The 11,817-nt window shown below is 60.2% G+C and carries 13 protein-coding genes; 7 read left to right on the forward strand and 6 right to left on the reverse strand.

Translation table 11 applies throughout. The annotated features are described in order from the left end of the window. Positions 1–464 (reverse strand): HNH endonuclease (locus NW849_RS12045; RefSeq protein ID WP_414357855.1); only part of this gene is annotated, 464 nt, incomplete at its 3' end. Between the two features lie 167 nt (positions 465–631). On the opposite strand from NW849_RS12045, the gene NW849_RS12050 reads away from it, so the two are divergent. The 5 genes from NW849_RS12050 to NW849_RS12070 all read left to right on the forward strand — a co-directional run bounded on the left by NW849_RS12050 (position 632) and on the right by NW849_RS12070 (position 6,539). Continuing rightward, positions 632–2,839 carry a glycoside hydrolase gene (locus NW849_RS12050; protein WP_414357857.1) on the forward strand — a complete coding sequence of 736 codons (2,208 nt, stop codon included), beginning with the start codon at positions 632–634 and terminating at the stop codon, positions 2,837–2,839. Positions 2,840–2,866: 27 nt separating this feature from the next. Next, on the forward strand, positions 2,867–3,817 hold the full coding sequence (gene pip / locus NW849_RS12055; RefSeq protein WP_414329348.1) for a prolyl aminopeptidase: 951 nt from the start codon (positions 2,867–2,869) through the stop codon (positions 3,815–3,817). A gap of 240 nt (positions 3,818–4,057) precedes the next feature. Next, positions 4,058–4,597 (forward strand): PDZ domain-containing protein, encoded by a 540-nt coding sequence (locus NW849_RS12060; RefSeq protein WP_414357858.1) that lies wholly within the window; start codon positions 4,058–4,060, stop codon positions 4,595–4,597. Between the two features lie 35 nt (positions 4,598–4,632). Beyond that, on the forward strand, positions 4,633–4,938 hold the full coding sequence (locus NW849_RS12065) for a hypothetical protein (protein ID WP_414357859.1): 306 nt from the start codon (positions 4,633–4,635) through the stop codon (positions 4,936–4,938). Between the two features lie 5 nt (positions 4,939–4,943). Further along, positions 4,944–6,539, forward strand: a complete 1,596-nt coding sequence (locus tag NW849_RS12070; RefSeq protein ID WP_414357860.1) for a hydantoinase B/oxoprolinase family protein — start codon at positions 4,944–4,946, stop codon at positions 6,537–6,539. Here NW849_RS12070 and NW849_RS12075 read toward each other — a convergent pair. Both NW849_RS12075 and NW849_RS12080 read right to left on the reverse strand, forming a co-directional pair. After that, the gene (locus NW849_RS12075) at positions 6,476–6,868 is read right to left on the reverse strand and encodes a thioredoxin family protein (RefSeq protein ID WP_041437173.1); all 393 of its coding nucleotides are present in this window, start codon (positions 6,866–6,868) and stop codon (positions 6,476–6,478) included. The genes NW849_RS12070 and NW849_RS12075 overlap by 64 nt on opposite strands. 34 nt (positions 6,869–6,902) lie before the next feature. After that, on the reverse strand, positions 6,903–7,643 hold the full coding sequence (locus NW849_RS12080; protein WP_414357862.1) for an NnrU family protein: 741 nt from the start codon (positions 7,641–7,643) through the stop codon (positions 6,903–6,905). 65 nt (positions 7,644–7,708) lie between these two features. Here NW849_RS12080 and psb27 point away from each other — a divergent pair, with 65 nt between their 5' ends. After that, positions 7,709–8,110, forward strand: a complete 402-nt coding sequence (psb27, locus tag NW849_RS12085; protein WP_414357864.1) for a photosystem II protein Psb27 — start codon at positions 7,709–7,711, stop codon at positions 8,108–8,110. A gap of 223 nt (positions 8,111–8,333) precedes the next feature. Then, the gene (locus NW849_RS12090; RefSeq protein WP_414350235.1) at positions 8,334–8,798 is read left to right on the forward strand and encodes a YHS domain-containing (seleno)protein; all 465 of its coding nucleotides are present in this window, start codon (positions 8,334–8,336) and stop codon (positions 8,796–8,798) included. Positions 8,799–8,822: 24 nt separating this feature from the next. Here the strand turns inward: NW849_RS12090 and NW849_RS12095 are convergent, their stop codons facing one another. The 3 genes from NW849_RS12095 to NW849_RS12105 all read right to left on the reverse strand — a co-directional run bounded on the left by NW849_RS12095 (position 8,823) and on the right by NW849_RS12105 (position 11,498). Beyond that, entirely contained in the window at positions 8,823–9,593 is a 771-nt protein-coding gene (locus tag NW849_RS12095; RefSeq protein WP_414357866.1) for a sensor histidine kinase, read from the reverse strand. A gap of 156 nt (positions 9,594–9,749) precedes the next feature. Continuing rightward, positions 9,750–10,637: a peptide chain release factor N(5)-glutamine methyltransferase gene (prmC, locus tag NW849_RS12100; RefSeq protein ID WP_414357868.1), complete on the reverse strand. Its 888-nt coding sequence runs from the start codon at positions 10,635–10,637 to the stop codon at positions 9,750–9,752. A gap of 12 nt (positions 10,638–10,649) precedes the next feature. Further along, positions 10,650–11,498 carry a Tic22 family protein gene (locus tag NW849_RS12105; RefSeq protein WP_414357870.1) on the reverse strand — a complete coding sequence of 283 codons (849 nt, stop codon included), beginning with the start codon at positions 11,496–11,498 and terminating at the stop codon, positions 10,650–10,652. Between the last annotated feature and the right edge of the window lie 319 nt (positions 11,499–11,817).

Genomic DNA, 11,817 nt, shown 5'->3' on the forward strand with positions numbered 1-11,817 from the left:
GGGTGGAGAGGGGCACGGGGTTTGCTGCGCAGGGGCATGTTGGCTTCTTCAGGGGTGCGGTTGCCCTTGCGTTGATTGCAGCGTTCGCAAGCCGTCACCACATTGTCCCAACTGTGGGATCCCCCTTTGGAGAGGGGCACGACATGATCCAAGGTCAGATTGTGGGTGCTGCCACAATACTGGCAGGTGTGGTGATCCCGCCGCAAAACCTCCCGCCGATTCACAGGGGGCACGCGCCAAGCGCGCTCTTTGCCCTTGATGGTCAGGCGAATATGTTCGGGCACCTCGATGACCTGGTTGGGGGAGCGCACCTTCCACACCGGCACATTCATCATCGAGAGCGGTTCGGCTTTGCCTGTTAGCAGCAGCACGATTGCCCGCTTGATATTGACCCGGCTGATGGGCAAATAGTTTTGGGAAAAGACAACGATCGACTGTTCCAGAAGGTGGGTAGCGGCAGTCATGGCTCAGCTCTTCCTTTTGCCGCCATTCTCCTGAGGAATCTTGCGAATGGCAAGCTTTTCCCCACCGCCATCGACACCGGCAGCGCTCAGACATTCAAGAGTTTCTTACGATCGCCAGCCAGACAGATGGGCTAGTATCCGGGTGATGGTTGGATCCCGTACCGCCCATGACTTACCCGCTGCACGTCGCCCTGGTTTGGCACCAACACCAACCCCTCTACAAAAGTCCGGTGGCGGGTAAATATCGCATGCCTTGGGTGCGCCTACACGGGATCAAAGATTACCTGGACTTGGTGTTGCTGTTGGAGCGCTATCCCCGCCTGCACCAAACGGTCAACTTGGTGCCCTCCCTGATTGTGCAAATCGAAGAGTACGTAGCCGGCTCGGCTTTTGATCCTTACCTGGAACTGACCTTATCCCCTGTCGAAAAGCTCAGCCCCGATCAACTGCGCTTTGTGGTCGAGCGTTTTTTCGACAGCCACTACCCCACCATGATCGAGCCCTACCCCCGTTACCGGCAGCTCTACAACCAACGGGAATCTCAGGGGGTGAACTGGTGTCTGCAGTACTGGACTCCGCAGGACTTCAGCGATCTGCTGGCCTGGCACAACCTGTCTTGGTTTGATCCCCTCTTTCAGGAGGATCCTGAGATCGAGGGCTGGATTAAGATGGGATCCGGTTTTACCCTGGCGGATCGGCAGCGGATCTACGCCAAGCAACAACAGATCCTCGGCGCTATCCTGCCCCAGCACGCCAAACTGCAGAGCAGCGGCCAACTGGAGCTGACCACCAGCCCCTATACCCACCCCATCTTGCCCCTGTTGGTGAGCGAGCGCTCGGCGCGGGTGGCTCGGCCAGGGTTGCCCTTACCTCGCTACCCCTTTCACTGGGAGCAGGATGTCCACAGCCAACTGGAGCGGGCTAAGCAGATCTATCGGGAGCGCTTTGGCCGCGAGCCGCGGGGCCTGTGGCCTTCCGAGCAATCCGTAAGCCCTGCCATCGTGCCGATTGTGCAAAAACAGGGCTTTGAGTGGATCATCTCCGACGAAGGGGTTTTGGGGTGGAGCCTGGGCCAGCCTTTTCATCGCGATGGGCAGGGCCACATTCTGGAGCCGGAGAAGCTCTACCGCCCCTACCGCCTGGAAACCGAGCGGGGGGATTTGGCGATTGTCTTTCGGGATCACCGCCTTTCGGATTTGATTGGCTTCAGCTACAGCGCCATGCCCGCCGATGCTGCCGCCAAAGATCTCATCGGCCATCTGGAGAGCATCCGCAACCGCCTGCCCCAGGAGCAGCCCTGGCTGGTGACCATCGCTCTGGATGGGGAAAACTGCTGGGAGTACTACCCCCAAGATGGCCGGCCCTTCTTGGAAAACCTCTATACCCGCCTCAGCCAGCACTCCTCCCTGCGGCTGGTGACCGTTTCGGAGTTTCTGGATCAGTTTCCGCCCACCGAGTTTTTGCCGGCAGAGCAACTTCACAGCGGCTCCTGGATCGAGGCAGATTTCACCACCTGGATTGGGGATCCGGTGAAAAACCGCGCTTGGGAGCTCTTGGCTCAGGCCCGCCAGGTGATTCAGGATCATCCCCGCGCCAATCCCCAAGCCTGGGAAGCCCTCTGGGCCGCCGAGGGATCCGATTGGTTCTGGTGGTTTGGGGCAGGCCACTCCTCCGCCCATGATGCCGTTTTCGACCAGTTGTTTCGGGAGCACCTGCAGGCGCTCTACACTGCTTTGGGAGAGGCGGTGCCGACCGTGCTGCAATTTCCCCTGGAGGATCATGACGGCCTAGGGGATCGTCTGCCGCAGGGGTTTATCCACCCGGCCATCAACGGTCGTCCGGCAGAACGGGAGTGGAGCCAAGCGGGGCGGGTGGAGATTGGAGCGGCCCGAGGCACCATGCACCGCAACAGCGCCGTTCGCCGCCTCTGGTACGGGTTTGATCACTTCAACCTCTATCTGCGGCTGGATTTTAACTCGGTGGTGCAGCGGCCCAGGCAATTGCTGGTGCTGTGGTTCTATCCCAACCGCGTCACCGTCAACAGCCCCATTCCCCTGCAGGGATTGCCGGCAGAAGCCCCTCTCAACTACCACTACCGCCACCTGTTGCGGTTGTCACTGCCGCCTCCCGGCACCGGCCAGCATCCGGCAGAGGTGCAAGCCCAGCTCTTGCAGGCAGGGGAGTACCACACCTGGCACGCCATCGGCCATCAAGTGAAGGCGGTGGTGGATGCCTGTTTGGAGGTGGCCATCCCCTGGAGCAATTTGGGCGCCCAGCCGGGTCAGGAGCTGCAATTTGTCATCCTGGCCGCGGATGGCGAGACCTTTCAGGAAGGGATCCCGCCCAAGGCCACCATTGCCCTGCGCAGACCCTGAGAGTGATGACCAGCAGAGCTTCAAGTTATGTCGCGCGATCTCTATCCCCCCATCGAGCCCTACGATCAAGGTTTTCTGGCGGTTTCCTCCCTCCACACCCTGTACTACGAGCAGTGCGGCAACCCGGCAGGCAAGCCGGTGGTGTTTTTGCACGGGGGGCCTGGAGGCGGGATCGATCCCATCTACCGGCAGTATTTCGATCCCAGCCGCTGGCGGGTGGTGCTGTTCGATCAGCGGGGCTGCGGGAAAAGTCGCCCCTATGCCGAGCTGCGGGAGAACACCACCTGGGATCTGGTGGCGGATATCGAGAAGTTGCGCCAGCATCTGGGCATTGATCGCTGGTTTGTGTTCGGGGGCAGCTGGGGCAGTGCCCTTGCCCTGGCCTATGGGCAAACCCACCCCCAATCCTGCCTAGGGTTTGTCTTGCGGGGCATTTTTCTCTTGCGCCCTTTTGAGCTCCGCTGGTTTTACCAGTCGGGGGCCGGCTACTTTTTCCCCGACGCTTGGGAACATTACCTGGAGCCGATCCCCCCCGAAGAGCGGGATGACCTGCTGGCAGCCTACCACCGCCGCCTCAACGACCCAGATCCCCAGGTACGGCTGAGGGCAGCTCGCGCCTGGTCTGTTTGGGAGGCCAGCACCAGCAAGTTGATCCCCAGCCCAGAGCTCATCGAGCGCTTTGGTCGGGGAGAGTTTGCCGAGGCCTTTGCCCGCATTGAGTGCCATTACTTTGTCCACGGCGGTTTTTTGGATCCGGAGGATCAGCTCCTCAGGGGGGTGGGACGGCTGCGGCATCTGCCGGCGGTGATCGTCCAGGGGCGCTACGACGTGGTGTGCCCGCCCATCTCTGCTTGGGAGCTGCATCAGGCTTGGCCAGAAGCAGAGTTTCGGATGATCCCCGATGCTGGCCATTCCATCACCGAGCCCGGAATCCGCACCGCCCTCCTGGAAGCCACCGATCGCTTTGCCGGTTTGTGAGCCCCGCCGAGCCAACCCAGTGCTGCCAGGGATCCCAAGACCTTGAAGAATTGCTACAGGAAGGCCGGCAAAACCTTGGGATCCAGCCCAGAAGCACGGCCAAGCCTATCGACAGTTGGCGATTTTGGGTTTATCACTGAGGGAGGGGCGGTGCAAGCTGCCCACACCTGGCTGGTGCATCCACCCAAGTGCTTCGCGGATTCAAGCTCATTTCTACTTCACCGTTTCCAGGGTCGAACCATGCAGAAACCAACCCATCTGTTCAAGCTTGCCCTAGCCCTGCCCATCTCCTTCTTGCTGGCAGATGCAGTTGTGGCCTACCCCTGCGACTCGGTTGGGGGTGAAGCTTACAACCACCACGGTTCCACGGTTCAGGTCAGCAGCGACGCCAACAGCTTCGGGGTCCAGTGGTCGCCTGCCTCCTCTGCTGTCGGCAACGGCTTCATTGGAGTTGCCATTGAAACGGTGAACGGCGAGCAGGCTCAGAGCGCCCTCAGCCGTCGTCTGTTCGGCCCCGCACCGCAAGTTCAAGGGGTGCAGGTGGTCGGCCTGCTCCAAGACGGCCCTGCTCAACGAGCTGGTTTGGCCCAAGGCGATATCCTGATTGGCGTGGATGGGCAGCGGGTCACCTCCGTGCAGCATGTGCAACAAATCATTCAAAACACCCCGGTGGGCCAATCGGTGCCGATTACCTTCCGTCGCGGCGGGCAGGTGCTGTCAACGGTGGTTGTGGTGGGGGATGGCCGGGTGTTGCGCCCCTTGATGCTGCAGCAGCAGTGAGCCTTGTCGGGATCCCTACCCGGAGATCTCCGTAAATGCCGATGGGAGTTTCAGGATGGGCCGTCTGGGCAGTTTGTGCTCTTAACGGGCTGCTGTTTCTGGCTCTGATCGCCCTTATTCCCATCATTTTGAGCCTGCGCTCGGCTCTTGGGGTTACGGAGCGGGCCATGGCCGATTGGCGAGAAGCAGCTCAGCAGGCTTTGGCTCCCACTCCCGCTGAGTTGCTGCGTCTGCGGGATCGTCTGCGCGAGAATCGCCATACCCTTGCCCGCTGGCAACGTCGTTTGCAGTTCTGGCAAGGGATCCGTAGGGTGGCCGTTTGGCTGGGGCGTAGGCTTTGAGGGATATGGATAGCAACTATCCTGTCTCCAATCCCATCCGGTTGCAGGTCATGGCCAACGCTCTGGCGGGGATTGCCGAAGAGATGGGAGCCCGCCTCATCCGCGGTTCATACTCGGCCAACATCAAGGAACGGCGGGATTGCTCCACAGCTCTGTTTGACGCGCAAGGGGCCTGTATTGCCCAGGCGGCCCACATCCCGGTACATCTGGGAGCCCTCTCGGAGGCGGTGCGAGCGGTGGTGGCAGCCAACCCGCGACCCGGAGATGTGTTTCTCCTCAACGATCCCTACCAGGGGGGATCCCATCTGCCGGACGTCACGGTGGTCGCAGCCATTCCCGGCTGGCGGGATCCCGACCGGATTTGCGCCTATGCCGTGAACCGTGCCCATCATGCCGACATTGGAGGGATGCGCCCCGGCTCCATGCCCGCCGACTCCAGCGAAATCTGGCAGGAGGGGCTGGTGATCCCGCCGGTACGGCTGGCTAGGCTCTCTCTGGAAGGAGCGTTGCACTGGCAAGAAGATCTGCTGCGCCTAATTCTGGCCAATGTGCGCAATGCCGAGCAGCGGCGGGGGGATTTGCAGGCCCAAGTGGGGGCCAACGGGGTTGGGGTGAGCCGGTTTCGGGAGCTGCTGGCCCGCTTTGGAGAAGAAGAGGCTTGGCAGTTGATTGCGGGGGTGATCGAATACAGCCGCCGACGGATGCGGGCGCAGATTCAGGCTCTGCCAGATGGGATCTACACCGCTGAGGACTGGTTGGAGGGCTACGGGGATCCGCCCGAACCCATCGAGATCCGGGTGCAGGTGGAGGTCAGGGGCGAGAAGCTGCGGGTGGACTTCACCGGTACCGCTCCGGCCATGGCGGGAAACCTGAATGCGCCGCTGGCCGTCACCCGCTCGGCAGTGTTGTTTGCCCTGCGTTGTCTGTTGGATCCCACGGCCCCCAGCAATGTCGGCCTGGAGGATCCCATCGAGATCGTGGCGCCGCCTGGCTGCTTGGTGAATGCCGAGTTTCCGGCAGCAGTGGTGGCGGGCAATGTGGAAACCTCGCAGCGAATTGCCGATGTGGTGTTCAAAGCTCTGGCTCCCGTGGCCGGATTGCGGAGCATCGCCCAGGGACAGGGCACCATGAACAACTGTGTGCTGGGCAACCGCCGCTTCACCTACTACGAAACCTTGGGGGGTGGTCAGGGGGCCAGCCGACAGCGGCCGGGCCTGGATGGCGTCCACGTGGGCATGAGCAATACCCTCAACACCCCCATCGAAGCCCTGGAGTTGGAGTATCCCCTGCGGGTGCTGCGCTACGAGCTCCGCCAGGATTCCGGCGGCCATGGTCAACAGCGGGGCGGGTGGGGACTGATCCGATCCATCCAGACTTTACAAGATTGCACCCTCTCCCTGCTCACAGACCGGCGCCATTATGCCCCCCAAGGAGAACAGGGAGGCGGGCCAGGCCAAGTGGGGATCAACCTCCTCAACGGGGATCCCTTGCCTGGCAAAATCAGCCGCTCCCTAAAAGCCGGCGACGTGATCACCCTCTACACGCCGGGCGGCGGGGCTTGGGGCTCAAACGAGGATGAGCAGGCTCCCGAACCCAGGTAGCGCAGGTGGTCAAGAAACAACTGCTCGCAGCGGCGAAGCACCTCATCGCGGCTGGCGAAGTGCTCCAGCCTTTGCACTTCTTGACCTTTCTCAAACAAAATTAGGGTTGGCAAAGAGCGCACCCGATAGCGGCGCGGCAGCCAAAAATTGTCGTCTACATTCACCCGCAGTACTTTGACCGCCCCTCCCCACTCGGCTACGAGACGGTCGGTAATCGGCTGAATGAAGCGACACAGGCCACACCAAGGGGCGCCGAAATCCACCAAAACCAACCCATCACTTGTCAAAAGTTCTTGATTAAAAGCATCTAAAGCAACTTGCAAGGCCATCACTCCCAAACTAAAGAAGTTCTTTGGGATCATGCTACCAGGCAACTCGGCTGGCTGCAGAAACCATTTGTGGATGGAAGGCGTAAAGAATCAATACAAAGCTGAATACCCCCAGATAGGCCCAGCGAAAAAACTCTTGGGGGCGCAGTTGCTGTCGCTTCTGCAGAATGGCCAAGCCGGGGATCACGGAGGTGCGCGCCTTGAGATCGCGGAAGGCCTGCCCGTATTTCCGCTCCAGGCGGTGATCCCCATGCCAAACGGCAAACAGGTGGTAGGCAATGAGCCCAAGCGAGGTCACCACCATAAAGCTGGAGCCAATCCAAAGGGTATGGGCTACACACCAGATCACCTGGCCCACCATTTGCGGATGACGGGTGATGCGGATGATCCCGGTCTCAAACAGGTGGATCTCCGGCTTGCGAATGGCGGCGATCTCCAGCAAGTTGAAGGTGGCCGGATACAAGAAGAAAAAAGAGAGGGCAGACAAAAGAGTAACGGTGGTGCGGATGCCTGGGACGGCTTGGAGATCCCAGAGAATCACCCCGTCGTAGCGATGGTTAAAAAAATAGATCAGCAACAGTGGTGCCAAACTGAGGCTCAACAGAGCAAAGAAGATGCGGTACAGACGGGATCCCAGCCAGCTTTCCCCCCAGGGCCGCAAGTAGGCTAATCCGCTGTGAGCACAGGCAAACCCCAAGATCAGGGCTAACATTGTCCAATGGGATCCGTACTGGCCTAGCCTCTGCAGAAAGTCGCTGAAGGGGGTGAACAGCATCTTTTGGATGACTCCTCTGGTGTTGCTGTGGCTTATGCTTAAAAATAAGTTACATTAGGTTCCCCATGCTCAAAACTTTTTTTCGGCGTCTTGTCAGCCTGCTCCTGTCTGTAGCCCTTTTGCTGGGATCAGGGAGTTCAGTTGCTCAGGCTGCCCGTCTCACCGGCAAGTATTACGAAGACAGCATGACCTTGATCCAAACCCTGCGCACCGTCCTTTCCGAAGGGGATCCCCTGATGAACCCAGAGGAGGCGCGAGCGGAAGCCATGCAGGCCATCCAGGAGTTTTCTGGGCGCTACCACGGCCATCGCTACGACAAGCTGCAGTCTTTTACCACTTTGCGCACGGTGTTTAATACGCTGGCCTCCCAGTACCGCACTTCCAGTCGACCTCTCAACCCCGAAAAGGTGGAGCGGGTGCTAATGCAACTGGATCGGGCCGAATTGGCCCTGCGCCGAGAAGGTTGAGCTTTTTTAGATCTCCGAGATCCAAATCACAGGCAAATCTCCTCGCTGTGGCCAAACTGTTCCCAGTCCCCGGAAGCCAGCATCTCCTCAGATGTCTTTTGTCAGATGTCTTTTGGAACCTGAAGGGGAAGAGTAAGGCTTTCTTGCTCATTTCGACTTTCGATTGAGGACTTGGGAGGTTGTGATGGTCAAAAATCGTTGGGCTTTGATCCCGCTGCTGCTGATGGTTGGGGCTGTTGCTTCTCACCCAGCTTGGCTCCTGTCTCTCCCAGCCCAAGGACAGGTCGTTGGGGCTGTCGAGGAGGGATCCCCGGGCCCCTTTTTTGCAACGGATGGCCTGGCCCTGCGGGGCTATGACCCGGTGGCCTATTTCATCGACGGCAAGCCGGTCAAGGGATCCCCAGAGTATGAATGGGAGTGGGGAGGGGTGACCTGGAGGTTTGCCAGCGCCGAGAATCGGGAGCGGTTTCGCAACGACCCAGAGCGCTTTGCCCCCCAGTACGGCGGGTTTTGTGCCTGGGCCGTGGCCCACAACTACCTTTACCCGGTGGATCCCTTTGCCTGGAAAATCGTCGATGACAAGCTGTACCTGAACGCCAACCAGCGGGTACAGCGTAACTGGGAGCGCGACATCCCCGGCTTGATCAAGAGGGCAGATGCCAACTGGCCAGCTTTGAGAAGCCGATAGGCCCAAGTCCCTCTGGCCTGGGGTTCAATGGGCGAGGCGCAGGGTCACCTTGATGCCAACTCGGTAGGGGCCGCTTTCGCAGAGTTCCAGCTGGCCTCCCATTTCTCTCAGGAGCCGCTCGCTTACCCGCCAGACGGCACAGCCCTCTGTTTGAATGGGCACATGGCATCGCCCCTCAAGGTTCCACCCCAGGCACAGTCGCCCCTCTTCTTCTGCGGTGGGATAGGGGTGCAAAGCCATCGAACCGTAGCGTAGGGTGCGGATGCCCCAGCGACACACTCCCAGAAGCGCCTGTACCAAGCCGTGGGGATCCGCCCAAACGGTGAGGCTGTCGGGGAGAAGGGGCACCTCAAAGGCCGAGGTGGGTTGTAGGGCCGGCCATTCGTAGCGAATGCCCTGATCCTGGGCCTGTAGGCGAGTTAGGCTGTACACATCCTGCAGGAGGGGGCGTAGTCGGGTCGGTTCCGGTCGCAGAGGTTGGATGGGCAGGTCATGGCGAGCCAGGCGGGTGTATTCCTCAAGCAGCTTGATCAGGCGCTCTACCGCTTCTTTGGCACTTTGCAGGTATTCCCGCTCCTCTTCGGGAGAGTCACATAGATCCGACAACACCAACTGCAGGGATCCCATCTGGCTGCTGAGGGGGTTGCGCAGCTCATGGCCGATGCTGACGAGCAACTCTTGTTGAAAGGCTCGCATCACCTCAGAGCGTTCAAAAGCAAACTGCCAATCCACGGCCCCTTGCCCGTCGGCAGGGGCGGCCTGCTGGGGGAGTGGATCGGGTTTGGCTGCAGGCAAGGGTTTCCTCAAGAGGTGCTCCGAAGGAAAGACGGGGGATCCCGTCGAGGTTCAGATCCTTGGGTTTGGATCTTTGAGTTTTGGACAGCGAGGACTACGTCCCGCTGAGGCAATCGGGCTGCGGCAATACCCTGTCTTATGGGATCCTACCCTTTTCTATCCGACGAAGTGGGCGCTGACCACCCGTTCAATCCCGGCCAGATCTCGGTGAACTTGGATCTGCCGATAACAGCCCCTATCTCGCAACTGCTCCGCCACCCAAGGGGCTTGGCCTCGCATCACTTCCACCGCCCAAAAGGAGTTCGGGGCCAGGTAATCCGGTGCTGCTTGAATCAACAGTCGCAAGTGGGCTAGGCCGTCTTCTCCCCCATCCAGAGCTTGTCGCGGCTCGTGCAGTCGCACCTCTGGCATGAGCGAGGCCAGCTCAGCAGAGGGAATGTAGGGAGGGTTGGAAACCAGGCCGCGCAGCTGCCCCCGCCAGGGATCCAAGGGCACAAACCAGGATCCCAGCAGCAACTTCACCCGCTCCTGCAGATGGTGGGCTGCCACATTGTCTGCTGCAATAGCCAGGGCCTCTGGGCTAGAATCCACGGCCAGAAGCCGCAACTGGGGGTGCTGATGGGCCAACGCAATGGCAATCGCCCCGCTGCCTGTACCCAGGTCGGCAAAACAGGATCCCGGCGGCAGAGGATTGGCCTGTAGCCAAAGGGAAGCCTGCTCCACCAGCAGCTCGGTCTCCGGGCGTGGGATCAGCACCGCCGGCGTCACCCGCAAGCTCAAGCCCGCCCACTCAACTTTGCCCAACAGGTACTGTAGGGGGATGCGCTCTTCCACCCTTTGCCGCCAAAGGGCCTGCACCTCCTCCAGGGGATCCCCCTCCCCAGCCGGAGCGCGACCCATCAACCGCTCCAATGGCCCCCACCCCAGCCGTTCCCTGAGCAAAATCTCCACTTCCTCGGCAGGGATCCCAGCCGCTTTTGCCGCCCTCAGGGCTTGGGCACGCCACTCTGTTAACCGCTTCACCAGAGCAGACGGGGATCCCATCAGGGGCTTAGGTTAACGCTGAGGCTGGGGACTTGCAGAAGGATTGGCAGGCCGGGCCAGGGATTGGATATACTCCAGCGCCGAGCGAGAGGGGATAAAGGCAATTTTCTGCACATCGGCCTGCGCGTCGGGGGCCAGCATACGCTCTACCACAATGGCCAGCGAGGTCACTTCAATCTGGGTTTTCCCAACCACATCCGGGTTCTGCGCCGCCGCCCGATCCAAAGCCCTCCGCAAATCGTTGCGGTCGAAGAAGAAGGGCACCACCTCATGGCCATCCTGCTCGATGGTCAGCAGCCCCTCTCCGGAGCGGCCATAGAACAGAGGCACACCAATCGCTTCTGCAGGCACATCTTGACCGGTTTCCTTCAGCACCTGCTTGGCTGCTTCCACATCAGAAGCCCGAGGCACCACCTCAAAATACAGATCGCTGTTCTTGGCGCGCTCCTCTTCCGATTTTTCGTAGGCATACCCCAGCGAGAGAGGCACCACCCGGGCTTGACTGGCTATCTCGGGGTTGCTGGCTTTCACCTGCTCCAACATTTGTTGGGCCTGGGCCTGATCCAGCCAGAAGGAAACCACTTGGATGGTGCGGCCATCTCGCTCCACATTGGCGACAACGGGGGTGCCGTTCTGAGACACGATGGCAAAAACAGGCACCAGATTCAGCCGCTCCGCCACCTCTTGCCGGCTCATGGGGCCTGCCGCAGCCTGAGCCAGTAGAGCACTCTCCTGAGCCCAAACGGGAGTTACAGCCAAGCCCCCCCAAGCTGTTCCGATCAGGATCCCGGCTACGCCGCCCACCTGAGCTGCACAGCGGCAGAGGGAGCGCACAGGCGATACTACATTACAATGCGTCATTCTCATCTCAACTCCCGGCATCGCGCCTTGTTCTGGTTGCTATGGGGTCAGCTTCCTAAGTACTAACCAACAGCCTGGGGCAAATCAAAAGCTGCCTAGATTAAACCCGCTCAACAGGGCTTAGGCTAGCGATGCGGCACACTCTCAGCCTTAGGATCCCGGTTGGCCATCGCTGACAACACCCCGGCACACCTATCTTGAAGAGCGCTCTTGGGCCACCCTAGAAGCCAAGGTTAGAACATCTGCTCGACCTCTGTCGAGGGGCAAAGCCCCTATTTTGGGTGGGGATCCCGCATCACCCAATACTATATACGGAGTC

This window comes from Synechococcus sp. R55.3, assembly GCF_047461975.1.
Taxonomy (GTDB): domain Bacteria; phylum Cyanobacteriota; class Cyanobacteriia; order Thermostichales; family Thermostichaceae; genus Thermostichus.

Bases quoted from the DNA above. Each gene is read 5' to 3' on its own strand.
- NW849_RS12050 (WP_414357857.1), top strand. From the start codon at position 632: ATGACTTACCCGCTGCACGTCGCCCTGGTTTGGCACCAACACCAACCC.
- pip (WP_414329348.1), top strand. From the start codon at position 2,867: ATGTCGCGCGATCTCTATCCCCCCATCGAGCCCTACGATCAAGGTTTT.
- NW849_RS12060 (WP_414357858.1), top strand. From the start codon at position 4,058: ATGCAGAAACCAACCCATCTGTTCAAGCTTGCCCTAGCCCTGCCCATC.
- NW849_RS12065 (WP_414357859.1), top strand. From the start codon at position 4,633: ATGCCGATGGGAGTTTCAGGATGGGCCGTCTGGGCAGTTTGTGCTCTT.
- NW849_RS12070 (WP_414357860.1), top strand. From the start codon at position 4,944: ATGGATAGCAACTATCCTGTCTCCAATCCCATCCGGTTGCAGGTCATG.
- NW849_RS12075 (WP_041437173.1), bottom strand. From the start codon at position 6,868: ATGGCCTTGCAAGTTGCTTTAGATGCTTTTAATCAAGAACTTTTGACA.
- NW849_RS12080 (WP_414357862.1), bottom strand. From the start codon at position 7,643: ATGCTGTTCACCCCCTTCAGCGACTTTCTGCAGAGGCTAGGCCAGTAC.
- psb27 (WP_414357864.1), top strand. From the start codon at position 7,709: ATGCTCAAAACTTTTTTTCGGCGTCTTGTCAGCCTGCTCCTGTCTGTA.
- NW849_RS12090 (WP_414350235.1), top strand. From the start codon at position 8,334: ATGGTTGGGGCTGTTGCTTCTCACCCAGCTTGGCTCCTGTCTCTCCCA.
- prmC (WP_414357868.1), bottom strand. From the start codon at position 10,637: ATGGGATCCCCGTCTGCTCTGGTGAAGCGGTTAACAGAGTGGCGTGCC.
- NW849_RS12105 (WP_414357870.1), bottom strand. From the start codon at position 11,498: ATGACGCATTGTAATGTAGTATCGCCTGTGCGCTCCCTCTGCCGCTGT.